Raw genomic sequence first — 24,084 nt, forward strand, 5'->3', positions numbered from 1 at the left:
ACTTATGACCATTCAGCCGATCGCATCCCAGCCGGTAACAGCGGCGGGGGAGGCCACCCAGGCTTCTGCCGTGCGGACGCCCTCGCAGACCATGGATGCCAACGTGTTCATGTCCCTGCTCGTGACGCAGCTCAAGAACCAGAACCCGAGCGCGCCCATGGACACCAACCAGATGATGAGCCAGACCCTCCAGCTCTCCATGATGGAAAAAATGACCGAACTGACCACCAACAGCAAGGAGGGCTTCTCCCTCCAGATGCGGACGGCGGCGGCCCAGCTGATCGGACACTCGGTCGGCTACACCCTCGCGGACGGCACCACCGGGACCGGCGTCGCCAGTTCCGTCAGCTATGCGGGATCGGTCCCGTCCGTCACGATCGGCGATCTTTCCGTTCCCCTCGACTCCATCACCGGGCTTACTGCTCCGGCCGCTTCCTAACCACTTCTTCACCCGTAGAAAGGCAGTTCCCATGCTCCGCTCGCTGTACTCCGGAATCTCGGGCCTCCGCGCCCACCAGACCATGCTGGATGTCACCGGCAACAACATCGCCAACGTCAACACCGCCGGCTTCAAGGCCTCCTCCACCCAGTTCCAGGACACCCTGTCCCAGTTGCAGCAGGGCGCCACCGGCCCGCAGGCTGAGACCGGCGGCAGCAACCCCGCCCAGATCGGTCTCGGCGTCCGGGTTGCCGGTGTCACCACCAACTTCTCCCAGGGCTCTTCGCAGAGCACCGGCCGGGCCACCGACCTGATGATTTCCGGCGACGGCTTCTTCGTCACCAGCAAGGGCGGCAGCCAGCTCTTCACCCGCGCCGGCGCGTTCAGCCCGGACGCGGCCAACCAGCTGGTAAGCCCCGACGGCGGCATACTCCAGGGCTGGACCGCCACCAACGGTGTGATCAACGCGGGTGGCCCCGTCGGCGACATCACGCTGAACCCCAACACCATGGTGGCCAAGAGGACCGACACGGTGACGCTGGACGGAAACCTGCCCAGCGACGCCGCCGACGGCACCAAGCTGGACCGCCTCGTCAAGGTTTACGACGCCGCCGGCACCGAACGCAGCGTGTCAATGACTTTCACCAAGGCCGGAAGCACCTGGAACATCGCCGCTGACGACAACGGCACCACAGCCACCGGATCCGTGACCTACACGAACGGCAAGCCCACCGCCGGCGGCAACTTCACCGTCAACGGCATCACCATCGACGTCTCCAAGGTCTCCGGCTACGCCGCCATGAGCTCGCTGACCATCAGCGGCCAGAACGGTGCCCCCGTCGGCAAGCTCGAGTCCTACACGCTGGGAAGCGACGGCTCCCTGATCGGGTCGTTCAGCAACGGCATCAAGCAGGTCCTCGCCAAGATCGCCCTCGCCAAGTTCACCAACCCGGGCGGCCTGGAGAAGGCCGGCGGCTCCTCTTACGTCGCGACCGGCAACTCCGGCGGAGTGCAGCTCGGTGCTGCGGGCGATCCCGGCCTTGGCAGCCTGACCGGCGGCTCGCTGGAAATGTCGAACGTGGACCTGTCCCAGGAATTCACCAACCTGATCGTCGCCCAGCGTGGCTTCCAGGCCAACGCCCGCATCATCACCACCTCGGACGAGGTCCTCCAGGAACTGACCCAGCTCAAGCGCTGATCAGGGAAGTCTTGATCGCCCCTTCAGGATTCGGGGGACAGCTTTGGGTTTCAGGTATTGCCGGACCCGGAGCTGTCTCCTTGGATCACACCCACAAAAGGGCACGTACGTTCCGTCATCCGTGCAGCACGTCGTCGCGTTAGCATTGGTCCCAACACGTCTGTCCAGGAGGGTACATGCCGTACGTCGTTGACTTCGAGGCCGTTTCTACTGTCGGATTGGAAGCGTCTCCGGTCGCCGAGGCCCTCGCCGGGTTGCGCGCCAACGAGGCCCGCTATTACCGGAATAAGTACGGCCACGTCTTCACGATGAGCCCTGCAAGCGAAGTTCCTGACGTGGTTGACCGGGTGAGCCGGATCCTCCGGGACGAACGTGACATCGTGATCGGATCCAACCCGCTGGAAGCGACCGCCTTCGAAGTCGACGGTTTGCGGATGGCCTACGTTTTCTACGAATCGGGACTGTCGGTCAACGTCATGTACAGCATCGAGAGCGGCGGGAAGAGAGCGGTCGGGTTCAAACTTGCCGACGGCATGGAAATTCCGGAGGAATTGGCGCCCCGCTTCAAGTTCGCCCGCCAAAAATCGAAGCTGGCGGGCGTTATCCGCGGCTCCTACTTCGTGATCAAGGGCGAGTACTGATCGGGCTCACCCCCGCATTTCAGGGGCGGGGCGCAGCCGGGCAATCCGGTAAGTGAGTTTCTGGGATTGGGGTTCCACATTTTCGACGTGATCATCAGCGGCGGCGGCCCGACGGGGATGATGCTGGCCAGCGAGTTGCGGCTGCACGACGTGGACGTGCTCGTGCTGGAGAGGGACGCGGAGCCGAGCCAGGCGGTCCGCTCGCTCGGCCTGCACCCGCGCAGCATCGAGATCATGGACCAGCGCGGGCTGCTGGACCGGTTCCTCGCCCACGGGCAGCAGTATCCCGGCGGCGTCGGACGCTTCGCCGGGATCGACAAGCCCCCGCCGGCGAACCTGGACACCGCACACGGCTACGTCCTTGGCATCCCCCAGCCGGTCACCGATCGCCTGCTGGCCGAGCGCGCCGGGGAGCTCGGCGCCCAGATCCGCCGCGGCTGCGAGGTGACAGGGGTCGAACAGGACCAGGACGCGGTGAGCGTCGAGCTCGCTGACGGCTCACGGCTGCGCTCGCGCTGGCTGGTCGGCTGCGACGGCGGACGCAGCCTGGTGCGCAGACTGCTCGGCATCGGCTTCCCCGGCGAGCCGGCCACGACCGAGTGGCTCCTGGGCGAGGTGGAGGTGACCGCGCCGCCGGACGAGCTGGCCAAGGTAGCGGACGAGGTGCGCAAGACCCACAAGGGGTTCGGCATCGGCCCCGCCGGAAACGGCCTGTACCGCGCCGTCGTGCCCGCGGCGGCCGTGGCCGAAGACCGCTCCGTGCCGCCGACCCTGGAGGAGTTCCGGACGCAGCTGCGGGCGTTCACGGGCACCGACTTCGGCGTCCACTCACCACGCTCCCTGTCCCGTTTCAGCGACGCCACCCGGCTTGCCGAACGATACCGGGTGGGCCGGGTTCTTCTCGCCGGCGACGCGGCGCACGTCCACCCGCCGCTGGGAGGGCAGGGACTGAACCTCGGCATCCAGGACGCCTTCAACCTCGGCTGGAAGCTCGCCGCCGAGCTCAACGGGTGGGCACCGGACGGGCTGCTGGAGAGTTACTACGCCGAGCGTCACCCGGTCGCCGAGAGCGTGCTGACCGTCACCCGCGCCCAGAGCGAGCTGCTGTCCACCGAGCCCGGCCCGCAGGCCGTGCGCCGGCTGCTGACCGAGCTGATGGACTTCGAGGACGTCAGCCGTTTCCTGGCCGAGAAGATCACCGCGATCGGGATCCGCTACGACTTCGGCGAAGGACCCGAGCTGCTCGGCAGACGACTGCGCGACATCCCTCTGTCGCGGGGCCGTCTCTACGAGCTCACCCGAAAAGGCCGCGGACTCCTGCTGGACCAGACCGGCGAACTCTCCGTCACAGGATGGGCGGATCGGATCGACCACGTCGCGGACGTCAGCGGGGAACTGGACGCGCCCGCGGTCCTGCTCCGACCGGACGGCCACGTCGCATGGATCGGCGCGGACCAGAAGGACCTGGTCCACCACCTGCCGACATGGTTCGGGGCCGCCCTCGAGGGCGCTGACGACAGTCACGATCGCCCCTGACGCCGCGCTCGGCGTCAGGCAGCCTGCCAGGTCACGGGGAGCTGTTTCGCCCCGTAGACGATCATGCTTTCCATCCGCTCCAACTGCGCGTCGGGTTCAACCGCAAGCCCCGGCAGCCGTGAGAGCACGGCCTCCAGCGCGATCCTGGCCTCCAGCCGTGCCAGGGGCGCCCCGAGGCAGAAATGGATGCCCAGCCCGAAGGCGAGGTGACGGTTGGGTGAGCGTTCGACGTCGAACTCGTCCGGGCGCGGGAACTGCTCCCCGTCGCGGTTCGCCGAGCCGATCCAGGCAACGATCGGCGAGCCTGCCGGAATGGTGCGGCCGCGCACGGTCGTGTCGACGGCTGAGAGCCGGTACATGGACTGGACGGGGGAGCGGTAGCGCAGCACCTCTTCGATGGCGTGCGGGAGCAGGGCCGGCTCGGCGACGAGGCGTTCCGCTGTGCCCGGCGATTCGGTGAAGCACAGCACCGCATTGCCGATCAGGTTGGTGGTGGTCTCGTTTCCCGCCACGAGCAGCAGGCTGCAGAATCCCAGCAACTCGATGGGACTGAGTTTCTGCCCGTCGATCTCGGCCGCGAGGAGCGCGCTGATCAGATCATTGCCCGGCCGGTGCCGCCGCTCCTCGATCATGCCCATGAAGTACTCCGCCATTTCACGGTTGGCTGCCGTGTGGACGGACTCATCGGCGCCCGGGCGGGTTTGGCTCACGATCACGTCGGACCACTGCTTGAACCGGTCCCGGTCTGAGGACGGAATGCCCATGAGCTCGGCGATCACGATCACCGGAAGCGGATAGGCGAGCTGTTCGATCAGGTCGGTGGCGCCGCGGGCAACCACCGGGTCCAGCAACTCGTCGGTCAGTTCCGAGATGCGCGGGGCGAGCGCTTCGACTGCCCGCGGCGTGAACGCCTGCGTCACGAGCGAACGCAGCTGGCGGTGCCGCGGCGGGTCCGTGTTGACCAGGCTGGCGGCGAAGAGCTGGCCCGTTTCGGAGGGGTTGTCCCCGCCGATCCGGGAAGAAAACGTGGCGTGCTCGGACAGGACCCGCTGCACGTCGTCGTAGCGGAACACGTGCCACACGCCGGTCTCCTGGTCCTGGAAAACGGGTTCACTGTCCCGCATGGCTGCGTAGCGGGGAAACGGGTTCAACGGCTGCTCAAAATCCGGAAATGGCGCCATGGCTGGCCTTCCTGATGAGGCGGGCGGCCGTCGTTTCCTGGCACTGGACCAACTGCAAGGGACGAACCGCACCGGGCAAATTGCAACAGGGCAGGCGTCCAACGGGGCGGGCCGGGTGGCCCCGTCAGCTCCCACCCTAATACCGGGCGGCGGCCTTGGCACGGGGAATCTTGCCGCGGCGGCCGCGCCGGGGAACCGGCACTCTGCTACAGCGCCTGACGACGGCGCCTAACGAAGGGGCCCGGCCTGCCGACAGTACGGAGGAGAACACCCTTCCCCTCACAGAGCAGAATCGGCCCATGATCGTCGTCACACGCCTCAACGGAACGCGCTTCGCGGTCAATCCGGACCTCATTGAACGCATCCACGAGAGCCCGGATACGCACTTGGTGACGCTCGACGGCGCCGCCTATGTGGTGCTCGAAAGCCTCGCCGAAGTGGTCGAGCTCATCGCGGAGTACCGGGCGTACATCCTGAGCAAAGCCCGGGACTTTCCGGCCATCACCGGCTATCCGCTCAGCCTGGTCCGGACTGAAGACCCGGACGATGACCCCTACGACGACGGCGCCGGCCCCACGGCGCCCGCACAACCCAGAAAGTAACGATGGATCCCGCAACAGTCATCGGACTGCTCCTCGCCTTCGGCTCCGTTATCGCCATGGTGTCGCTCGAGGGCGCCAGCCTGTCGGCGTTACTCCTCCCGGCCCCCATGATCCTGGTCTTCGGCGCCACGCTCGCCGTCGGGATCGCCGGAAACACCCTCAAAGACGTCGTCCAGGCCTTCAAAGCCCTCCCCAAGATGTTCCTCGGCAAAACCGCCAAGCCGCAGGAAAGCATTGACCAGATGGTCCGCTTCGCCGAAAAGGCCCGCAGCGAGGGCCTGCTGTCCCTCGAAGAGGAAGCGGCCAGCGTCAAGGACCCCTTCCTGGCCCGTGCCCTGCAGAACATCGCCGACGGCACCGACGCCGAGGACCTCCGGATGCTCATGGAGGACGAGATCGACTCCAAGTCCCGGAGCGATCACGCCAACTCCAAATTCTTCGCGAGCCTCGGCGGATACGCCCCCACCGTGGGCATCATCGGCACCGTGGTGTCCCTGACCCACGTCCTGGAAAACCTGTCCACCCCGGACCACCTCGGCCCAATGATCGCGGCAGCCTTCGTCGCCACCCTGTGGGGCCTGCTGTCCGCCAACTTCATCTGGCTTCCCTTCAGCGCCCGGATGGCCCGGCTCTCGGAACTGGACATCGAACGGATGACGCTGCTCATGGAAGGCATGCTGTCGGTCCAGTCCGGCGCCCAGCCGCTCCTGCTGGCCGAACGGCTCCGCGCCATGGTCCCCGAGCACCAGCTCAAGAGCACCGGCAAGAAGACCGGCGCTGACAAGTCCGACAGGATGGACGAGGCCGCGTGAGCCCCAGGCGGCGCGGGCGGAAGAAGCCGGAAGAACACCACGTCGACGAACGCTGGATGGCGTCCTACATGGACATGGTCACCGTGCTGATGTGCATGTTCATCGTCCTCTTCGCGATGTCCACGGTGGACGCCAACAAGTTTGAAAAACTCCGCAACTCCCTGGCCACGGGATTCGGCGCGGTCGCGACGGAAACGGTGGACACGGCGTCGGGCACAGTGGTGCCGCCGGAACTCGTGAAGGAGGACCTTGAGGCGTTCGCCGCCGTCAAGGGCGCGGCCACCGCATCCCCCGAGAACATGGCTGAAGCGATCAAGGAAGTGGATAAGCTCAAGGCGCTGCAGCAGAAAATGCAGGCCGGCCTGGCGGCCGCCGGGCTGAGCGAGAACGTCGAGTTCCAGATCGACCAGCGCGGCCTGACGGTCAAACTCGTCGGATCGCAGGCATTCTTCGAACCGGACCGGCCCGAGCTCACCTCCCGGGCCTCCCGGGTGCTGCAGGTCATCTCACCGGTGCTCAAGCCGGCCGGCATGGAAATCATGGTCGAGGGCCATGCCGCGAACGGCATCACGGCCTACCCCTCGACGTGGGAACTGTCCTCGGCGCGCGCCGTCAACGTCCTGCGGTACATGGTGGACCGCGGCGGCATAGCCCCCGCCACCATCGGTGCCGTTGCGTTCGGTTCCGCCCGCCAGGTCAACGACGACTCCACACCGGCGCTGATGGAGCGGAACCGCCGGGTGGACATCGTGGTCGTTTCCGACAAGCCCGACGTCGTCCGGGCACTGATTCCGGAGGCCTTGAAACTCAGCGGTAAATAGCCGTTCCCGGCTACGGCGGACTGCCGCGTTCTTTGCCTGTGTTTTTGCCTGCAGTATTTTGCCTGAGTTTTTGCCTGCGGCGGATGGCTTACGCCGCGGCTTCCCTTGCCGATAGTGGCAACCGTGAGTGTTCTGGATGAGCGGGAAGTGGCACGGGAGCGGACCGTCAGCGTCTATGACTTCCGCCGTCCCGCGACGCTCGCGCGCGAACACAGCCGGGTGCTGGAGCTCGCCTTCGAAACCTTCGCCCGCCAGTGGGGGACCCAGCTCACCGCCAAGGTCCGGGTCAAGTCCGTGGTGCGCCTGGAAGACGTCAGCATGCTCAGCTACGACGAGTACGCCGCCTCGCTGCCCGCCGTCACCGCCATGGTCCTGTGCACCGTGGAGGCCCACGATTCCAAGCTCGTGGTGCAGTTCCCCGGCCCGGCCGCCCTCGGCTGGGTCAACCGCATGCTCGGCGCCTCCAACGATTCGCCCATGCCGGACCGCAAGTTCACCCAGATCGAGCAGGCGCTGATCAAGGGCCTCATGGACGAGGCCCTCGAAGACCTCGGCTATTCCCTGGGCCCGCTGCTCAGCGAGGCCGTCCGGGTGGACACCATCCAATACAACTCCCAGTTCGCCCAGGCCGCCGCACCCAGCGAACTGATGATCGTCGCCTCCTTCACCATGAGCGTCGGCGACGTCAACGCCCCCGCCACCCTGGCCGTTCCGGCCGGCATCCTGTTGGGGCGGCTGAAGAAGGTCAACCCGACCGACTCCCGCGAAGACGCGGCCGCCCGCGTCAGCGCCCAACTGGAGCAGGTCCCGGTGGAACTCTCGGTGCGGCTCTCGACGTCGTTCGTTACCCCGAGCCAGGTCCTGGGCCTCGCCGTCGGTGACGTCCTGACCCTTCCGCACCTGGAAAACCGGCCCTTTGACCTCACCCTGGACGGAACCCGGCTGGCCACTGCCGCCCCGGCCCGCAACGGCTCCCGCGCGGCCGCAGTAATTGTCACAATCGAGGAGAACCAACGATGAGCATCACCCTGACCAAGCACGAAATGTCGGCGGAGCGGCTCGTCGAGGAGCTGCCGAGCCCGGTGGCCCTGAAGGTTGTCGCCCTGGTTCCCGCCCGGTCCGCGGCGGCCTACGCACGGCAGGCGGTCACGGCGACCTTCGTCGGCGCGGTGACCGCCGACCTCGCCCTCATGCTCAGCGACCGCACCTTCCTTGACGAGGCCGCCGGCGCAGGCTCCCAGCTGGGACACGTCTCCGTGACCGACGTGCTGCGCCCCGCGATGGAAAGCGCCAGCTCAGTCTTCGGGGCCGGTGTCCTGTCCGACCTGCGTGAATCCGACGTCTCCGGGCTCCTCTCGGATCCCGACACGGCCGTCTTTGAACTCTCCGACGGCAGCAACGCCGCGGCCTGGTTTGCCGTCCGGCTCCGCGAGCACGGCAACAGCCAGGAACGCGGCGGAGACCTGTTCGCCGGCGGAGACACCGTGGCCGGCCGGCTCGGCCGGATCAACAACATCGAAATGGCCCTGACCGTGGAGATCGGACGCACCCGGATGTCGGTGCGGGACGTGCTGTCGCTGGAACCGGGCAAGATCATCGAACTGGACCGCTCCGCCGGCGCCCCGGCCGATGTCCTGCTCAACGGCCGCCTGATCGCGCACGGCGAAGTTGTGGTCCTCGACCAGGACTACGCGGTGCGGATCACCCGGATCCTCGACGTCGCCGAGGGGCTCAGCTGAATGGATGCACTGATCCTCGGGCTGCGGGTAGTCGTGGCCCTGGGCGCGGTGCTTGGCCTCATGTGGTTCCTGCAGCGCCGGCTGGGCAAGGGCACCGGACGGCGCCGGGCCGACCGCGCCTTGACCATCGTCAGCCGGCAGAGCCTGGGACAAAAAGCCTCCGTGGTGGTGGTCGACGCCGCCGGGCAGCGCTTCCTACTGGGCGTCACCGAGCACGCCGTCAACGTCCTGCACACCGGCGACATCCCGCCCGAACCCGAAGAAGTCCCGGTCCCCGGCACCAGCCGCGGCCTCGGGGATTTCGCCCGGATACTCGCTGACGCCAGCCCGCTCGCCGGCAATCACTTCAGCGGCCAGGCCAGGGCCGCCGTCGACGGTTCGGGCGACGCCGGCGACGCCGACGATTTCGCCGACGGTCCGGACGGTGTCCGGGACCTGCCGCCGTCCCGCCGCAGCTCCCTTCACCGGAACCCGCCGGCCGCCGGCCACGCCGGCCGTGGCAGCGCCGGCGGCGCCGCGGGCCATCCGCCGCTGCACGGCTCCATCCTGGCCGGCTCCACCTGGAAGCAGGCTGCCGCCGCGCTCAGGAGCGGACGCCGCAATTGATCTTCCCGCTCCCCACCAGCACCACCCGCCCGCGAACAGCTGGCGCAAGGCCCCTCAGGCTCCTGGCCCTGGGGCTCGCCGCCGTGCTCTTTGCCGTCCTCCTGCTGTGGCTCAATGCCTCGGCAGGCCACGCCGCACCCATCGACCCTGTTGCGCCGGTGCCGCCGACCGACCCCGCCACTCCCGACGGCGGGAACGTCAACATCCAGATCAACGGGATGGACGGGAAACCTTCCACCGCCGTCCTGACCCTGATCGGCATCACCCTCCTGGCCGTTGCGCCCTCGCTGCTGCTGATGATGACGTCCTTCACCAAGATCTTTGTGGTCCTGGCAATGACCCGCAACGCGCTGTCCCTGCCCTCCATCCCGCCGAACCAGGTCCTGGCCGGGCTGGCCCTGTTCCTCTCGATCTTTGTGATGTGGCCCGTCATCAACGAGATGAACACCCTCGGCATCCAGCCCTACCTCAACGGCACACTGGACTTCAACGGGGCGGTCAGCGCCGCGTCGGGTCCGTTGCAGCACTTCATGCTCGCCCACACACGCGAGGAGGACATCGCCCTGATGTCCCGCGCCGCCGGAGCCGAGAACCCGGCCACTCCTGAGGCCGTCCCGCTGCAGACCCTCATCCCGGCGTTCATGATCTCCGAACTCCGCGCCGCGTTCATCATCGGCTTCGTCATCTTCATCCCGTTCCTCGTGATCGACCTCGTGGTGTCCGCGGCCCTGATGTCCATGGGCATGATGATGCTCCCGCCGGTCATGATCTCGCTGCCCTTCAAAATCCTGCTCTTCGTGCTCGTCGACGGCTGGGGCCTGATCATCACCGCGCTCGTCCAGAGCTATGCGGGTTCAGGATGAACGCCAACGCGGTCCTGGACATCTGCCTCCAGGCCATGATCGTGGCCGCCAAACTCTCCGCCCCCGTGCTGGTCACGGCGCTGGTGGTGGGCCTGGCCATCTCCCTGCTGCAGTCCATCACGCAGCTGCAGGAAGCGACCCTGTCCTTCGTGCCGAAGGCGGCCGCGGTGGCCGTGGCCCTGATTGTCTGCGGACACTGGATGATTTCGGAGATGGTCGCCTTCACCAACGACCTCTTCGCGAAGATTCCGTCCCTGCTCGGAGGCCTGTGAGGTGGGCATCCCGATCGACCCGGCCTGGCTTGAAGTCCTGCTGCTGGCCACGGTCCGGATGACCGCCTTCCTGGTCGTGGCACCGCCCTTCTCGCACCAAGCCATTCCCGGGCGCGTCAAGGCCATGCTGGGCCTGGGCCTGGGCCTGGCGGTGACGCAGCGCCTGGCCGGCGGCTACACACCCCGGGACACCGCCGGGTTCCTCACCGGTGTGGTCCTGGAGCTGGTCACCGGGCTGGTCCTGGGCTTCCTGGTCCTCGTCGTCTTCTCCGCCATCCAGTCCGCCGGCAGCCTGATCGACCTGTTCAGCGGGTTCCAGATGGCCCAGGCCTACGACCCCCAAATGATGGTCAACGGCGCACAGTTCACCCGGCTCCTGCAGATGGCGGCGCTGGCCCTGCTCTTCGCCTCCGACGGCTACCAGCTGGTCATCACCGGCCTCACCGGCAGCTTTGCTGCCTTGCCGCTGGCCGGGGGGATCGACCTTTCCCAGCCGGTACAGGCCATGATCGCGGCAGTGTCCGGCATGTTCCTCGCCGCCGTGCAGATCGCCGGCCCCCTCCTGGTGGTGCTGTTCCTTGCCGACGTCGGGCTCGGCCTGCTGACCCGTGTGGCGCCGGCGCTGAACGCCTTCTCCCTCGGCTTCCCGCTGAAGATCCTGCTCACCCTGACGCTGGCCGGCTTCATGTTCCTGGCCCTGCCGCGGATCGTTTCCAGCCTCGCCGGGCAGGCGGCCAAAGCCGTGCTGGGGGTGGGCTGATGGCGGATTCACAGGAAAAGACCGAGCAAGCCACCGAGAAACGGATGCGGGAGGTCCGCTCCAAGGGCCAGCTGTCCCGTTCCCAGGACCTCACCGCTTGGCTTGGCGTCGGCGCCGCGGCGCTGATGCTGCCCAGCACGGTGGACCGGGCCGCCAACGCCGCCACGGACCAGCTCTTCAGCATCCGCGGGATCGTGTCCGCCCCCGACCCCGGCAAAGCCGTCCGGGCGCTGGAAGCCGGCTTCGCGTCCATTGCCGGGATCGTTGGACCCCTGCTGATCGTCGTGTTCCTGGCCGTCCTCGCCGGCTCGGCCCTCCAGGGCGGTGTGCACCTGAAGAAATTCAGGCTCGAATTCGAACACTTCAACCTGCTCGGCGGGATCAAGCGGCTGTTCGGCGCCCAGGCCGTGTGGGGCGGGCTCAAGGCGCTGCTCAAGGCAAGCGTCGTGGGGCTGGTGCTCTACACCGTCGTCCAGGGACTGGTTCCGGTGCTGCTGACCGCCGGCGGGCTGCCCGTCGCCGGGGTGGTGCAGGCCGCCGCCGGCGGGATAGCCGCCCTGGTCCAGTTCGCGGTGGCCGCCGGAATCGTTCTGGCCGCGGCCGACTTCTTCGTCGTCATGCGGCGCAACCGCAAGAAGACCCGGATGTCCAAGAAGGAAGTCCAGGACGAGAACAAGAACAGCGAGGGCGATCCGCTTATCCGGTCCCAACGCCGGGCGCGCCAGATGGCCATGAGCCGCAACCGCATGATCGCTGCGATCGGGGACGCCGACGTCGTCCTGGTCAACCCGACGCACGTGGCGGTGGCCCTCAAATACGAGCCCGGCAAGTCCGCGCCCCGCGTGGTGGCCAAGGGCGCCGGCCACGTGGCTGCGAGGATCAGGGAAGAGGCCGAGGAAAAGAACGTGCCCATGGTCCAGGACATCCCGCTGACCAGGGCTCTCCACGGGGCCTGTGAGCTGGGGGACGAGATCCCGGTGGACTTCTACCGGGCGGTGGCCGGCGTCCTCGCGTTCGTCATGGCGCTCAAGGCCCGGGGCGCCGCCGCCGGGATGCACCGCATGGCCGCCACGGTGGCCACCGTATGAAACACGGCAGGCACCAGAGCGTGAAACACGGCACGAAAACTTCGGGAATCAGCGTCTGTGAAAGGACAGCACCATGAACAACAGGCTGAACCGGCTGGTGGTGCCCATCGGCATCGTGGGGATCGTGCTCCTGCTGGTGGTTCCCGTACCCGCGCCGCTGCTCGACTTCCTCATCGTCTGCAACATCCTGCTGGCGCTGCTGGTCCTGCTGACCAGCATGTTCGTCAAAAAGCCGCTGGACTTCTCGGTGTTCCCGTCCCTGCTGCTGGTGGCGACGCTGTTCCGGCTCGGCCTCAACGTCGCGTCCACCCGCCTGGTCCTGGGCAACGGCTACGCCGGGCAGGTCATTGAAGCCTTCGGCAAGGTGACGGTCGGCGGCTCCATGATCATCGGCGCCGTCGTGTTCCTCATCCTCGTGGTGATCCAGTTCGTCGTGGTCACCAAGGGCGCCGAGCGCGTGGCCGAGGTGGGCGCGCGCTTCACCCTCGACGCCATGCCCGGCAAGCAGATGGCGATCGACGCCGACCTCAACGCCGGACTCCTCACCGACACCCAGGCCCGGGAGAGGCGCGCCGAAGTCTCTGCCGAGGCCGACTTCTACGGTGCCATGGACGGCGCCTCGAAGTTCGTCAAGGGCGACGCGATCGCGGGCATCATCATTATCATCATCAACTTCGTCGGCGGCATCGCCATCGGCATGGTCCAGCGCGGCCTGGAAATCGGCGACGCCCTGAACACGTACGGCCTGCTGACCATGGGCGACGGGCTCGTCACCCAGATCCCGGCATTGCTCATGGCCGTCTCCACGGGCATGATCGTGACCCGGTCCAACGCCGAGTCGGACATGGGCCGGACTGCCTCCACGCAACTGCTGCAGTCACCGAACGCGCTCATGATCGCCGGCGTCGCCGCCGTCGCCATGGCACTGATCCCCGGCATGCCGCCGATCCCGTTCGTCGTCGTCGGGGCCGGCCTGTTCATCGCCTCCCGCCGGACCGCGGCAAGCCAACAGCTTGCGGAAACGGCCCGGGAGGCTGAGTCGACCGCGCTGAACTTCCCGGAACAGGATCCCAACGAGAAGCTGCTGGAAGACATGCGCATCCACCCCGTGGAGATCCTGCTGGCACCTGACCTGGTGGACATGGTCTCCGGCGCCTCCGATGACCTCCTGGCCCGGGTCCGGTCCCTGCGGCACAAGATCGCCATGGAACTGGGCCTGGTCATCCCGCCGGTGCGCACCCGGGACAGTGTGGACCTGCCGCCGGCGACGTACGCCATCCGGATTGCCGGCGTGGAAGCCGGCCGCGGCACGGCCCCCAGCGGCCAGATGCTGGCCCTGGGCGAGAACCTGGACTCGCTCCCGGGCCCGGCGATGATCGAGCCCGTGTTTGGGCTCGCCGGGAAATGGATTCCGGGGGAGATGCGCCACAACGCCGAAATGACCGGGGCCACGGTCATCGACCGGGTCTCCGTCCTGGTCACCCACCTTTCCTCGATCGTCGCGTCGAACGCTGCCCGGCTGCTGTCCCGCGAGGACGTCCGCGTGCTGACCGAGGGCGTGCGCAAGCAGAGCCCCTCCGCCGTCGACGAACTGACCCCGGCGCTACTCTCCCTCGCCGAGCTGCAGCGCGTCCTCCAGGGCCTGCTGGATGAGCAGGTGCCCATCAATGACCTCGCCCGGATCTACGAGGCACTCACGCTCCGCGCCAAGATTTCCACGGATCCGGAATCGCTCGTGGAAGCGGCCCGGCAGGCCCTGGGCCCCGCCCTCACGGCCAAGTTCATGGACGGCCCGGTGCTCAACGTCATCATGATCGACCCCGTCCTGGAACAACACATGCTCGAGGACATGCGGCCCGCCGAGGGCGGCAGCCAGATCGTCATGGGCCAGGAACGGCTCGACGCCGTGCTGCGCTCGGTGCGGTCCGCCGTCGACGCCGCGGCCGCCGCCAACCGCCAGGCCGTGCTGGTCTGCGCCCCCGCGCTCCGGCCCGCCATCTACCGCCTCGTCGGCGCGCAGCCGGGATCCGTGCCCGTGTTGTCCTACCGCGAGGTGACCTCCGCCAACGTCCGGATCGAAACAGTAGGAGTGGTGCGCCATGCCGAACCGCTATCGGCTTAAGGGAGCCTCGCTCGAGGAAATCCGCCGCAAAGCAGAACAGCTGTACGGTCCGGCGGCCCGGATCGTGTCCGCCGAACGCGTCAGCAGCCCCGGAATCGCCGGGCTCTTCGCCCAGGACCGCTACGAGGCCATGATCGAGATCCAGTCCAAGCACGAGGTCGTCACCGGTGAGGTAGTGCCCGACGCCGACATCCTGGCCGGGACCGATTCCGGCCCGGTAACTGGTGGTCCCGCCAGGGAGGCCGCCGCCGGAGCGGCTTCCGCGGGCACTGTTACGGGCGGCGTGCCCCCCGCCGGGAAGTACGACGCCGGAGCCGCGGCGGCAGCATCGGCCCCGCCGGCAGCCCCGCCGGCGGCACGGAGCTCAGCGCCGGCCGGCCTCGACGGAGGGCCGGCACGGCCCGCCGCCCCGTCCCATCACCTGCAGGGCGCCGCCATCGCCGCACTCCTGGAAGAAGCGGACGCCGCTGAGCGGAGCCTGCACCGGCCCGCTCCTGCCGGTGTGTCCACCGAATCGCCGGACTTCGCCGAGCTGCTGGAACAGCTCGGCGCCGGGCTCCGGACCCCGGCGGAACCGGCGCCCGCCGCCGGGCCGGCCGCCGTCGGGACCCCCGTGCACCCGGCCCCCGCCGCCGGTAACTCGGCGGAACCGGCGCCCGCCACCGGGCGGGGCAGGGCTGCGGATGCCCCGGTTCCGGCTCCGCTGACCGGCGTCGGCGATCTCGTGGTCCTGGTCGGGCTGGGGGAGGACGCGATGGATGCCGCCCTGGCCATGTCCATGGCGTCCGGGGGTGCCGATGTGCGGACCGCCGGCGAGCTCTCCGCCTATGGCCACCTGCACGTCGACGGACGTCAAAGCGCCACGGCCGCGCGCGCCCACGCCGTGGTGACGGAGCGCACCGTCCTGGTCGCGTTCGGACTGGGCAAAGCCCGCAACGCCCTGGCCCGGGTGCAGTCCGTGGCGGCGCTCTCCGCCGACCAGGTCTGGGTAGTAGTCGACGCCGGACGCAAGCACGAGGACACGGCGCGCTGGGTCGGTGTGCTGTCCGCCCGGCTCAACGTGACCGCTGTGGCGGTGGTGGGTGCGTCGGAGACCGGGTCACCTGAAAGCGTCAACGGACTGGCACTGCCCGTGGGCTGGATCGACGGGCGCCCCGCCGGGCCGGCACCGACATGGCAGAACCGGCGGGAATCGTACGATGCTCCCCGGGCTGAAGGGTAGATTGAGAGGATGCTGGTACTTACACGCAAGCCGGGCGAACAGATCATGATCGGCGACGGCATCGTCATCACTGTTCTGGAAGGCCGCGGCGACGGTGTTCGGATAGGCATTGAGGCGCCCCGGGGTGTGCCGATCCAGCGCCGGGAAGTCATTGAAGCCATCGCGGCGGCGAACCTCGCGGCGGCGGAAGCGGGCCCGGACGCCGAGGATGCGCTGCGCGGACTCATGCCGCCGCGCGCAACTCCCGCCGACGGCTGAGGACCCGCTCCGGATCAGACGTGGTCCCCGCCGAGATACTGGGCCAGGAGCGGCTGGGCTGAACGCCTGACCACAGCCAAGGACCGCTCCAGGTTTCCGCCCGTGGTCAACTGGTCCAGCAGCCCGGCCGCGCCCGCCGGGCCGGGGCGTCCCGGCATCGGGAGGCTCCGCAGTGCCTCCTCGTTCACGCTGGAAGCCTCGCTGAGCCGGTCCAGGAGTGTGTGCAGGGCGTCCAGATGCTCGCGCAGGATCTCGGGCCAGGGCCCGGCGGGCGCGGCCGCAACCAGTTCGACGAGCGTGGTCTGTGCCGGCAAACCCCATTCGGCCGCCACGGTAGCAGATTCGACGCTCCGGGCCAGGGCCTCGAAGCGCAGGCGGTCCAGCACGGTTTCAATCTCGGAGGCCATGAAGTTGAGCCATTCCAGATTCCCGGCCACGACATGCAGACGCTGCGTTTCCAGCCTGAAGAGGAGCAGCTCCAGCTGCCGCCGCTCCTGCCACAGTGCCGCGGAGAGATCACTTGCGCTCATGGGCCCCATTCTCTTTCCGCCCTGTGAATCACAGCTTCGGGGCGGTCACCGCATTTTTCGCACAGCTTTTCCCTGAGGGTACACGCAGATCTTGGAACAGGTGATAGGTTTCCTCCATGGGTGCTGCGCCCTACTTGCGAACGCTGACTCCTATGGGGGGAGCACCGGTCGGTTTTGGGTGCGGCTCTCGGCGTTTTAAGGGTCGAGGACCCTTCGGATCCGGTCTCATGGGGGGACACAGTATTGAATCGCGTGGAACGCAACGAGATGGTCACGCAGCACCTTCCGCTGGTGGGGTATCTCGTCTCAGATTTGTGCTCGAAGGCGTCACACCTTTCTCGCGATGATTTGGCTTCAGCCGGCGCTATTGCCCTGATCACCTCGGCCGATTCGTTCGATCCAGGCCTCGGGGTGCCGTTCGGCGCTTTCGCGCGCCGGCGCATCCTTGGTGCCTTCGCGGACGAGATGCGGGCCAGCGACTGGGCCACCCGATCCGCCCGCCGGCGGATCAAGGAAACCATGTCCGTGCAGGAAACCCTGGCGTCCGCCTTGGGCCGCACCCCCACTGTGGACGAGATCGCCTCTGCCCTGGGTGTCCAGCAGAGCGTTGTGGAGGCCGCGCTCGCGGATGCCTCACGCACCTTGACGCCCCTCGACGAGGCAGTCGTGGATACCCTGGCCGCCGAAACCCTGACGCCGGAACACTCCGTGCTCGCGGATGAACGGCTCCAGTACCTGCGGGCCGCCGTGAAGTCCCTCCCGGAACGGATGCGCTACGTGGTGGAGGAGATTTACTTCGGCGACCGCACGGTCAAAGACCTCGCCGCGGAACTCGGATCCACGCACGCAGCGGTGTCCCAGCAGCGTTCGGAGGCCATCCGGCTCATGCGTGACGGCCTGACCGCCCACTACGCCGACGACCCCGAGCAGCCGTTCCAGCCCCAGTCCAGGATCACCCCGAGGCGGCGCAACGACTACCTCACCCAGCTGTCCGAATCCACCTCCGGCGGCATCACGCGGGCCGTGTTCCCCCGGGGGCCCATCCTCAACGAGGCCGTCTAAACCGCCCCAAGAACGGTTAGTAAGCCGACTTAGTAAGCTGACCGAGAAATTCCTCCCTGAACCGTCGCGGCCCGGCGCCGCCCTGCGGTAGCGTCGAAAGCATCGGCCGGGGTGCCAGCAAGCGGCACGCGCGGCCCCGCACGGCACCGGTTCTATCGAGGAGGATTCATGAAAGCATCACCGACATTGACGACCAACCTGCAGGCAGTCCTGGTGGACCTGATCGAACTCCACGTTCAGGGCAAGCAGGCGCACTGGAACATCGTCGGGACCAACTTCCGGGACCTTCACCTCCAGCTGGACGAGATCATCGACGCCGCCCGGGGATTCGCGGACGACCTCGCCGAGCGCATGCGTGCCCTCCACGCCCTCCCGGACGGCCGAAGCTCCACGGTTTCCAAGTCCACCGCACTGGCCGAGTTCCCGGCGGGCCTGATCAACACGAAGGACGCCATCGAGCGGATTGTCGCCGCGCTTGAGGCGGCCGTCGGCACCATGCGCAAGGTCCATGACGAAGTGGACGAGGAAGATCCCACCACCGCGGATCTGCTGCACGAGTTCATCGCCAAGTTTGAGCAGTATGCCTGGATGGTGAATGCCGAGACCATGCGGGCCACGGCCAGCGTGACTACTCCGGACAGCAAGTAGGGACCGGCTCCCACCAGGCCGACCCTAAAACACGAGCGTCCGGCGCCGGGTATCCTCCCGGCGCCGGACGCTCGTGTTTAACCGGCGGAAACCCGTGACGCTGACGCCGGCCGCTGAGCCCTATTTGGCCTTCGGCACCGACCGTAGGACGACGGCGGCCAGGACGCAGGCCCCGGACATCAGGACCAGCGCAATTGACGCCGTGACGTGCACGCCCGAGTCGAAGGCGGTGCGCGCGGCCGCCGTCACGGCCTCCGCCAGGGGCGCCGGCAGCATCCGGGCCAGATCCACAGCGCCGGCCAGGGTTTCACCGGCCTGGCTGGTGGCCGCGGCCGGGGCGAGCTCGGACACGCCCGCGGGGAGCCGGAGATTGCCCTGGTAGGAGGCAGTCAGGATTGAGCCGAGGATCGCCGTTCCCAGCAGGGACCCCACTTCGTAGCCGGTCTCGGAGATGGCGGCCGCGGCCCCCGACTTGTCGGCGGGCGCGGCGCCCAGGATCAGGTCATTGGAGATCGTCTCCGCGGCGCCCACCCCCAGGCAGAGCACCAGCAGGGCGGCAAGGAGCAGCGAGGGGCCCTGGCTGTGGTCGCCGAATGCCACCAGGAAATAGCCCGCCGCGCTCAGCAGCAGGCCGCCGGCCACCACAAAGCCGGGCCGCACCTTGCGCACCAGCGGGACCACGAGCAGCCCCGCTGCGACCGTGGCGATGAGGGCCGGGACCATGGCGACGCCGGACGCCGAGGGGGACTGGCCTTCCAGCAGCTGCAGGTGCTGGGCCAGGAAGAGAATGAAGCCATTGAAGGAGAACAGCGCCAGGACGTTGGCCACGATGGCCGTACTGAAGATCCGGTTGCCAAACAGGCTGACATCGAGCATTGGCGCGGTGCTGCGGTCTGTCCTGTGGACTGTGCTGTGGCCTCTGGCCAGGTTACGCTGCCGCCGGATGAACACGTACCCCATGAGCAGGCCGGTTCCGATGCTCGCGAAGGCCTCGGGAGCAGGCCCGTGGGTGGCGAGGGACTTGATCCCGTAGACCACCGGCACCATGACCAGCAGGGACAGGACAATGCTGGGCACGTCCACCCGGCCCGGCTGCGGGTCGCGGGATTCCGGGATCAGCGCCGGGCCGAGCAGCAGCAGGGGCAGGATGATCGGCACCGCAACCAGCAGGACGGCGCCCCACCAGAAGTGTTCCACCAGCCAGCCGCCGGCAATCGGGCCGAGGGCAGCGCCGCCGGAGAAGCCTGCGGCCCAGATCGCCACCGCCAGCCTGCGCCGGTTGGGCTGCGGAAAGATGTTCCGGATCAGCGACAGTGTGGACGGCATGAGCATGGCGCCGAACAGGCCAAGCCCGGCGCGGCCGGCGATCAGCCATTCGGCGCTCGGCGCGAACGCCGTCACTGCCGACACGGCGGCGAAACCCGCGCTGCCGACGAAAAGCAGCCGGCGCCGGCCGATCCTGTCGCCCAGGGAGCCCATCGCAACCAGGAGTCCGGCCAGGACCAGGGGATAGGCGTCGACGATCCAGAGCAGTTCGACGCCGGAAGCGGTCAGGCTGCTGGCGATGGCCGGCAGGGCGAACGTGAGCGCGGTGTTGTCCACGGCCACGAGCAGGACGGGGAACATCAGCAGGGCCAGGGCCACCCAGTCACGCCACGGTGCCCGGGGCGCGGTGGTCGCCGGAGTGCTGGTGGCTGCGGTGATCGATGTGATGCTCATGAACGTAACTATACCGTCTGGACGGTACAGTTAAGAAATGCGCGGTCGGACAGGCATGATGGGAGGCATGCCCAGGAAACCCGTCGCCCGCGAGGCCGTACTCGATGCCTTTGAATCCCTGCTCATCGAAGTCGGCGAACGCGCCGCGACGCTCGACGCCGTCGCGCGCCGGGCCGGCGTCTCCAAGGGCGGCCTGCTCTACCACTTCCCGACCAAGGAGGCGATGATCGCGGTCCTGCTGGAACGGCTGGACCGGCTTCTGGCCGCGGATGTTGCGGCCATGGCGGCAGCCCCCGAGGGGGCGGCGGCATACTTCATCAAGTCCTCGGTGTGGGCGGACACGCCCATGGACCGGGTCTTCGTGGCGGCCACGCGGCTCGCCGAGGTGGCACACGGGGAAACTCTCCGCCGCTTCGCCGCCGGCCAGGCGAGCTGGCTGGAACTGCTGGCCGCCGACGTCGGGCCCGCCATGGCGAAGGCCGTCCTGTATATGGGGGACGGGCTGTATTTCAACGCGATGCTGACCCGGGGCCCCGGCGGGCCCCTGCCGGAAGTCGAGGCGGACGTCCAGGGCCTGCTGGCCGCCGTCGAGCGCCTGCGCGGCTGACGCCCCCGCCGAGGTCGCCGGAAGGTTGCCGCGACCCCGGACGTTTCCGGCGAATTCGCGCCGCCGGATTTCCCGGCGGGCGGCTCGATGGCCGTAACCTGGGTCCGCCGCCGGGAGGGAGTTTGCGGACGCGCGCCCGGCATAGGACAATGAGAGCTGTGACTGTTGTCACCCCCAATTGAATACGCCTTTGATCTGCGGCGGGAGAGTCCTGCAAGTAGGTACAAGCAGGCGCCGTAGGAGCAAACCCTCCCCAGGAATCTCTCAGGCCCACGTACCGCCGCGGCAAGGCATCTCTGGAAAGTAGCAGGCGTGTCCCGGACATGCTGTGCTCACCGACGGTGCAAGCGGAGCCTTGAAACGCAGGCTGCGCGGAAACTCTCAGGTCCAATACAGAGCGGGGAGGAACCCGAATCAATGTGGCGTACCCTGCGCCGCCTGAGTTATGGAGTTCCTTGTGACTGTTACCCCAGCCTCCACGTCCTTCGTTGACCGGCACATCGGCGCGCGCCGCCAGGCCGACGTCGACGCCATGCTGAAGGCTGTCGGCTACGACACCGTCGACGCCCTGGTGGACACCGCCGTTCCGAAGGACATCCGTCAGGACGCCGACCTCGCGCTCGCCGCGGCCTTGAGCGAGGTCGAAGTCCTCGCCGAGCTGCGCAAGCTGGCGTCGAAGAACAAGACCGCCGTGCAGATGATCGGGCAGGGCTACTACGACACCCTCACCCCGCCGGTGATCCGCCGCAACATCCTTGAGGCCCCGGCCTGGTACACCGCGTATACGCCCTACCAGCCGGAGATCTCCCAGGGCCGGCTCGAGGCGCTGCTGAACTTCCAGACCATGGTCCAGGACCTCGTCGGCCTGCCGATCGCCAACGCCTCCCTGCTGGACGAAGCCACCGCCGTCGCCGAGGCCGTGCTGATGATGCGCCGCGCCAACAAGAACAAGGCCGCCCACGACGGCAAGACCGTCCTCGACGCCGACTGCCTGCCGCAGACCATCGCGATCGTCAAGGGCCGCGCCGAGGCGCTCGGCTTCGAGGTCGAGGTCGCTGACCTCTCCAAGGGCCTGCCCGACGGCGTCATCAACGGCGTCGTCCTGCAGCAGCCGGGCGTCTCCGGCCGCGTGTTCGACCACACCGCCGTGATCGCCGATGCCAAGGAACGCGGTGCCCTGGTCACCGTGGCAGCGGACTTGTTGGCCCTGACCCTGATCACGTCCCCGGGCGAGCAGGGCGCGGACATCGCCGTCGGCTCCGCCCAGCGCTTCGGCGTGCCGCTGTTCTTCGGCGGCCCGCACGCGGCCTACATGGCCGTGCAGAAGGGGCTCGAGCGCTCTATGCCCGGCCGCCTCGTGGGTGTCTCCAAGGACTCCGCCGGCGTTCCCGCCTACCGCCTGGCCCTGCAGACCCGTGAGCAGCACATCCGCCGCGAGAAGGCCACCTCCAACATCTGCACCGCCCAGGCCCTGCTGGCCATCGTGGCTTCCTTCTACGCCGTCTACCACGGCCCGGACGGGCTGAAGGCAATCGCAGAGTCGGTCCACGTCCACGCCAAGACCATCGCCGCCTCCCTGAAGGCCGCCGGCCTGGACGTGCTGCACACCTCCTTCTTCGACACCATCACCGTTTCCGTGCCGGGCCGGGCAGCTGAGATCATCGCGGCCGCTGACGCCAAGGGCGTCAACCTGCGCGCCATCGACGCCGACACCGTCGGCATCTCCGCCGACGAGGCCACGACCGTGGAAGTCGTCGCCGACGTCATTGCCGCGTTCGGCGCGTCCGTGACTGACTCGACTGATGGCTTCGGCCTGGACCCCGCCGTGGCGCGCACCTCCGACTACCTCCAGCACCCGGTGTTCAACACCCACCGTTCCGAAACCCAGCTGCTGCGCTACATCCGCCGCCTCTCGGACCGTGACCTGGCCCTGGACCGCACCATGATCCCGCTGGGTTCGTGCACCATGAAGCTGAACGCCACGGCCGAGATGGAAGCCATCTCCTGGCCGGAGTTCGCCTCGATCCACCCCTTCGCCCCGGAATCCCAGACCGCCGGCTGGCGTGAACTGATCGAGGACCTCGAGGCCCAGCTGACCGAGATCACCGGCTACGACCAGGTCTCCATCCAGCCCAACGCCGGCTCCCAGGGCGAGCTCGCCGGGCTGCTGGCGATCCGCGGCTACCACCTCTCCCGCGGCGATGAGCAGCGCACCGTCTGCCTGATCCCGGCGTCCGCGCACGGCACGAACGCGGCCTCCGCGGTGCTCGCGGGCATGAAGGTCGTGGTCGTGGCCACCGCCTCCGACGGCACGATCGACCACGCGGACCTGACCGCCAAGATCGAGCTGCACAAGGACGCCCTGTCCTGCATCATGATCACCTACCCCTCCACGCACGGGGTGTACGACGCCGACGTCCGCGAGGTCTGCGACGCGGTCCACGCCGCCGGCGGCCAGGTCTACATCGACGGCGCCAACCTCAACGCCCTGGTCGGACTGGCCCAGCCGGGCATGTTCGGCGGCGACGTCTCGCACCTGAACCTGCACAAGACCTTCTGCATCCCGCACGGCGGCGGCGGACCCGGCGTCGGCCCGGTCGCAGCCAAGGCGCACCTGGCACCGTTCATGCCGGGCAACGCGGCGGACCCGGCCAACGGCGCCGACGGCACCCCGATCTCCGCCTCCCGCTACGGCTCGGCCGGCGTCCTGCCGATCTCCTGGGCCTACGTGAAGCTCATGGGCGGCCGCGGACTCACCGAGGCCACCAAGTCGGCCCTGCTGGCGGCGAACTACATCGCGGCCCGCCTGAACGACTCCTTCCCGGTGCTCTACACCGGCGAAGGCGGCCTGGTGGCGCACGAGTGCATCCTGGACCTGCGCGAACTCACGGCCAAGACCGGCGTGACCGCCGAGGACGTGGCCAAGCGCCTGATCGACTACGGCTTCCACGCCCCCACGCTGGCGTTCCCGGTGGCCGGCACCCTGATGGTGGAGCCCACCGAATCCGAGGACCTCGGCGAGATCGACCGCTTCATCACGGCCATGGTCGCCATCCGCGCCGAGATCGACCAGGTGGCCCACGGCGACTTCACCGTGGAGCACAGCCCGCTGCGCAACGCCCCGCACACCGCTGCCGCCGTGATCAGCACCGACTGGACCCGCGAGTACCCGCGCGAACAGGCCGTCTTCCCGGTCCACACGCTCAGGCAGGACAAGTACTTCCCTCCGGTCGGCCGGATCGACGGCGCTGCCGGTGACCGCAACCTGATCTGCTCCTGCCCACCCCTCGAAGCCTTCGAAGAAGACACAGCAGCCCACTCCGACGACTCCGCCAACTCCGCCTCTAACAACTAGGGA

General features: G+C 68.1%; 24 protein-coding genes and 1 riboswitch. Of the genes, 21 read left to right on the forward strand and 3 right to left on the reverse strand.

The window, feature by feature from the left end:
- The first annotated feature begins 4 nt into the window (after positions 1 to 4).
- From ABH915_RS04595 to rox, 4 genes are all read left to right on the forward strand, one after another.
- Positions 5 to 439 carry a flagellar hook assembly protein FlgD gene (locus ABH915_RS04595; RefSeq protein ID WP_018775811.1) on the forward strand — a complete coding sequence of 145 codons (435 nt, stop codon included), beginning with the start codon at positions 5 to 7 and terminating at the stop codon, positions 437 to 439.
- Between the two features lie 31 nt (positions 440 to 470).
- Positions 471 to 1,637 (forward strand): flagellar hook protein FlgE, encoded by a 1,167-nt coding sequence (locus tag ABH915_RS04600; protein WP_370118282.1) that lies wholly within the window; start codon positions 471 to 473, stop codon positions 1,635 to 1,637.
- Positions 1,638 to 1,813: 176 nt separating this feature from the next.
- Positions 1,814 to 2,278 (forward strand): phage tail protein, encoded by a 465-nt coding sequence (locus ABH915_RS04605; RefSeq protein WP_370118285.1) that lies wholly within the window; start codon positions 1,814 to 1,816, stop codon positions 2,276 to 2,278.
- Positions 2,279 to 2,356: 78 nt separating this feature from the next.
- Entirely contained in the window at positions 2,357 to 3,814 is a 1,458-nt protein-coding gene (gene rox, locus ABH915_RS04610) for a rifampin monooxygenase (protein ID WP_370124934.1), read from the forward strand.
- A gap of 14 nt (positions 3,815 to 3,828) precedes the next feature.
- Here rox and ABH915_RS04615 read toward each other — a convergent pair whose 3' ends face one another.
- A complete protein-coding gene (locus tag ABH915_RS04615) occupies positions 3,829 to 4,995 on the reverse strand; it encodes a cytochrome P450 (RefSeq protein ID WP_370118288.1) in 1,167 nt (388 codons plus the stop codon).
- 299 nt (positions 4,996 to 5,294) lie between these two features.
- Here ABH915_RS04615 and ABH915_RS04620 point away from each other — a divergent pair, with 299 nt between their 5' ends.
- The 13 genes from ABH915_RS04620 to ABH915_RS04680 all read left to right on the forward strand — a co-directional run bounded on the left by ABH915_RS04620 (position 5,295) and on the right by ABH915_RS04680 (position 16,160).
- Positions 5,295 to 5,597, forward strand: coding sequence for a flagellar FlbD family protein (locus ABH915_RS04620; RefSeq protein WP_018775806.1), 303 nt, complete (start codon positions 5,295 to 5,297; stop codon positions 5,595 to 5,597).
- Between the two features lie 2 nt (positions 5,598 to 5,599).
- Entirely contained in the window at positions 5,600 to 6,409 is an 810-nt protein-coding gene (locus ABH915_RS04625; protein WP_370118292.1) for a motility protein A, read from the forward strand.
- Entirely contained in the window at positions 6,406 to 7,230 is an 825-nt protein-coding gene (locus ABH915_RS04630) for a flagellar motor protein MotB (RefSeq protein ID WP_370118295.1), read from the forward strand. Before ABH915_RS04625 ends, ABH915_RS04630 begins: the two co-directional genes overlap by 4 nt.
- 123 nt (positions 7,231 to 7,353) lie before the next feature.
- Positions 7,354 to 8,250 carry a flagellar motor switch protein FliM gene (locus ABH915_RS04635; RefSeq protein ID WP_155846934.1) on the forward strand — a complete coding sequence of 299 codons (897 nt, stop codon included), beginning with the start codon at positions 7,354 to 7,356 and terminating at the stop codon, positions 8,248 to 8,250.
- The gene (gene fliN, locus ABH915_RS04640; RefSeq protein ID WP_018775802.1) at positions 8,247 to 8,969 is read left to right on the forward strand and encodes a flagellar motor switch protein FliN; all 723 of its coding nucleotides are present in this window, start codon (positions 8,247 to 8,249) and stop codon (positions 8,967 to 8,969) included. Before ABH915_RS04635 ends, fliN begins: the two co-directional genes overlap by 4 nt.
- Positions 8,970 to 9,575, forward strand: coding sequence for a flagellar biosynthetic protein FliO (gene fliO, locus ABH915_RS04645; protein ID WP_370118299.1), 606 nt, complete (start codon positions 8,970 to 8,972; stop codon positions 9,573 to 9,575). It abuts the gene before it with no gap.
- On the forward strand, positions 9,572 to 10,438 hold the full coding sequence (gene fliP / locus ABH915_RS04650; RefSeq protein WP_370118302.1) for a flagellar type III secretion system pore protein FliP: 867 nt from the start codon (positions 9,572 to 9,574) through the stop codon (positions 10,436 to 10,438). The genes fliO and fliP overlap by 4 nt, the downstream gene beginning before the upstream one ends.
- On the forward strand, positions 10,435 to 10,710 hold the full coding sequence (gene fliQ, locus ABH915_RS04655; RefSeq protein WP_018775799.1) for a flagellar biosynthesis protein FliQ: 276 nt from the start codon (positions 10,435 to 10,437) through the stop codon (positions 10,708 to 10,710). The genes fliP and fliQ overlap by 4 nt, the downstream gene beginning before the upstream one ends.
- A 1-nt stretch (position 10,711) precedes the next feature.
- The gene (locus tag ABH915_RS04660; RefSeq protein WP_370118305.1) at positions 10,712 to 11,470 is read left to right on the forward strand and encodes a flagellar biosynthetic protein FliR; all 759 of its coding nucleotides are present in this window, start codon (positions 10,712 to 10,714) and stop codon (positions 11,468 to 11,470) included.
- Positions 11,470 to 12,558, forward strand: coding sequence for a flagellar biosynthesis protein FlhB (locus tag ABH915_RS04665; RefSeq protein ID WP_370118308.1), 1,089 nt, complete (start codon positions 11,470 to 11,472; stop codon positions 12,556 to 12,558). Before ABH915_RS04660 ends, ABH915_RS04665 begins: the two co-directional genes overlap by 1 nt.
- A 73-nt stretch (positions 12,559 to 12,631) precedes the next feature.
- Positions 12,632 to 14,680, forward strand: coding sequence for a flagellar biosynthesis protein FlhA (locus ABH915_RS04670; protein ID WP_018775796.1), 2,049 nt, complete (start codon positions 12,632 to 12,634; stop codon positions 14,678 to 14,680).
- Complete coding sequence (locus ABH915_RS04675; RefSeq protein WP_370118312.1) at positions 14,658 to 15,902, forward strand: hypothetical protein; 1,245 nt, start codon at positions 14,658 to 14,660, stop codon at positions 15,900 to 15,902. Before ABH915_RS04670 ends, ABH915_RS04675 begins: the two co-directional genes overlap by 23 nt.
- Positions 15,903 to 15,911: 9 nt before the next feature.
- On the forward strand, positions 15,912 to 16,160 hold the full coding sequence (locus ABH915_RS04680) for a carbon storage regulator (RefSeq protein WP_018775795.1): 249 nt from the start codon (positions 15,912 to 15,914) through the stop codon (positions 16,158 to 16,160).
- A 14-nt stretch (positions 16,161 to 16,174) separates the two neighbouring features.
- Here the strand turns inward: ABH915_RS04680 and flgN are convergent, their stop codons facing one another.
- Positions 16,175 to 16,690 (reverse strand): flagellar export chaperone FlgN, encoded by a 516-nt coding sequence (gene flgN, locus ABH915_RS04685; protein ID WP_370118316.1) that lies wholly within the window; start codon positions 16,688 to 16,690, stop codon positions 16,175 to 16,177.
- 252 nt (positions 16,691 to 16,942) lie between these two features.
- Between flgN and ABH915_RS04690 the strand changes: the two genes are divergently transcribed.
- Together ABH915_RS04690 and ABH915_RS04695 are read left to right on the forward strand one after the other, a co-directional pair.
- Positions 16,943 to 17,752, forward strand: coding sequence for a sigma-70 family RNA polymerase sigma factor (locus tag ABH915_RS04690; RefSeq protein WP_018775793.1), 810 nt, complete (start codon positions 16,943 to 16,945; stop codon positions 17,750 to 17,752).
- Between the two features lie 168 nt (positions 17,753 to 17,920).
- Positions 17,921 to 18,400 (forward strand): Dps family protein, encoded by a 480-nt coding sequence (locus ABH915_RS04695; protein WP_026266835.1) that lies wholly within the window; start codon positions 17,921 to 17,923, stop codon positions 18,398 to 18,400.
- Between the two features lie 120 nt (positions 18,401 to 18,520).
- Here the strand turns inward: ABH915_RS04695 and ABH915_RS04700 are convergent, their stop codons facing one another.
- Positions 18,521 to 20,119 (reverse strand): MFS transporter, encoded by a 1,599-nt coding sequence (locus ABH915_RS04700; protein ID WP_370118320.1) that lies wholly within the window; start codon positions 20,117 to 20,119, stop codon positions 18,521 to 18,523.
- 67 nt (positions 20,120 to 20,186) lie between these two features.
- Between ABH915_RS04700 and ABH915_RS04705 the strand changes: the two genes are divergently transcribed.
- Positions 20,187 to 20,726 (forward strand): TetR/AcrR family transcriptional regulator, encoded by a 540-nt coding sequence (locus ABH915_RS04705; protein WP_026266834.1) that lies wholly within the window; start codon positions 20,187 to 20,189, stop codon positions 20,724 to 20,726.
- 191 nt (positions 20,727 to 20,917) lie between these two features.
- Positions 20,918 to 21,016, forward strand: a riboswitch (glycine riboswitch).
- 155 nt (positions 21,017 to 21,171) lie between these two features.
- A complete protein-coding gene (gene gcvP / locus ABH915_RS04710; RefSeq protein WP_370118324.1) occupies positions 21,172 to 24,081 on the forward strand; it encodes an aminomethyl-transferring glycine dehydrogenase in 2,910 nt (969 codons plus the stop codon).
- Positions 24,082 to 24,084: the final 3 nt, after the last annotated feature.

It is taken from the genome of Arthrobacter sp. MW3 TE3886 (assembly GCF_041262145.1).
Classification (GTDB): Bacteria; Actinomycetota; Actinomycetes; order Actinomycetales; family Micrococcaceae; genus Arthrobacter.

Coding starts and splice junctions, on each gene's coding strand:
- fliN (WP_018775802.1), top strand. CDS start 8,247: ATGAGCATCACCCTGACCAAGCACGAAATGTCGGCGGAGCGGCTCGTC.
- fliO (WP_370118299.1), top strand. CDS start 8,970: ATGGATGCACTGATCCTCGGGCTGCGGGTAGTCGTGGCCCTGGGCGCG.
- ABH915_RS04670 (WP_018775796.1), top strand. CDS start 12,632: ATGAACAACAGGCTGAACCGGCTGGTGGTGCCCATCGGCATCGTGGGG.
- ABH915_RS04705 (WP_026266834.1), top strand. CDS start 20,187: ATGCCCAGGAAACCCGTCGCCCGCGAGGCCGTACTCGATGCCTTTGAA.
- fliQ (WP_018775799.1), top strand. CDS start 10,435: ATGAACGCCAACGCGGTCCTGGACATCTGCCTCCAGGCCATGATCGTG.
- gcvP (WP_370118324.1), top strand. CDS start 21,172: ATGGAGTTCCTTGTGACTGTTACCCCAGCCTCCACGTCCTTCGTTGAC.
- ABH915_RS04595 (WP_018775811.1), top strand. CDS start 5: ATGACCATTCAGCCGATCGCATCCCAGCCGGTAACAGCGGCGGGGGAG.
- ABH915_RS04665 (WP_370118308.1), top strand. CDS start 11,470: ATGGCGGATTCACAGGAAAAGACCGAGCAAGCCACCGAGAAACGGATG.
- ABH915_RS04695 (WP_026266835.1), top strand. CDS start 17,921: ATGAAAGCATCACCGACATTGACGACCAACCTGCAGGCAGTCCTGGTG.
- flgN (WP_370118316.1), bottom strand. CDS start 16,690: ATGAGCGCAAGTGATCTCTCCGCGGCACTGTGGCAGGAGCGGCGGCAG.
- ABH915_RS04625 (WP_370118292.1), top strand. CDS start 5,600: ATGGATCCCGCAACAGTCATCGGACTGCTCCTCGCCTTCGGCTCCGTT.
- ABH915_RS04600 (WP_370118282.1), top strand. CDS start 471: ATGCTCCGCTCGCTGTACTCCGGAATCTCGGGCCTCCGCGCCCACCAG.
- ABH915_RS04680 (WP_018775795.1), top strand. CDS start 15,912: ATGCTGGTACTTACACGCAAGCCGGGCGAACAGATCATGATCGGCGAC.
- ABH915_RS04620 (WP_018775806.1), top strand. CDS start 5,295: ATGATCGTCGTCACACGCCTCAACGGAACGCGCTTCGCGGTCAATCCG.
- ABH915_RS04605 (WP_370118285.1), top strand. CDS start 1,814: ATGCCGTACGTCGTTGACTTCGAGGCCGTTTCTACTGTCGGATTGGAA.
- ABH915_RS04615 (WP_370118288.1), bottom strand. CDS start 4,995: ATGGCGCCATTTCCGGATTTTGAGCAGCCGTTGAACCCGTTTCCCCGC.
- ABH915_RS04700 (WP_370118320.1), bottom strand. CDS start 20,119: ATGAGCATCACATCGATCACCGCAGCCACCAGCACTCCGGCGACCACC.
- ABH915_RS04675 (WP_370118312.1), top strand. CDS start 14,658: ATGCCGAACCGCTATCGGCTTAAGGGAGCCTCGCTCGAGGAAATCCGC.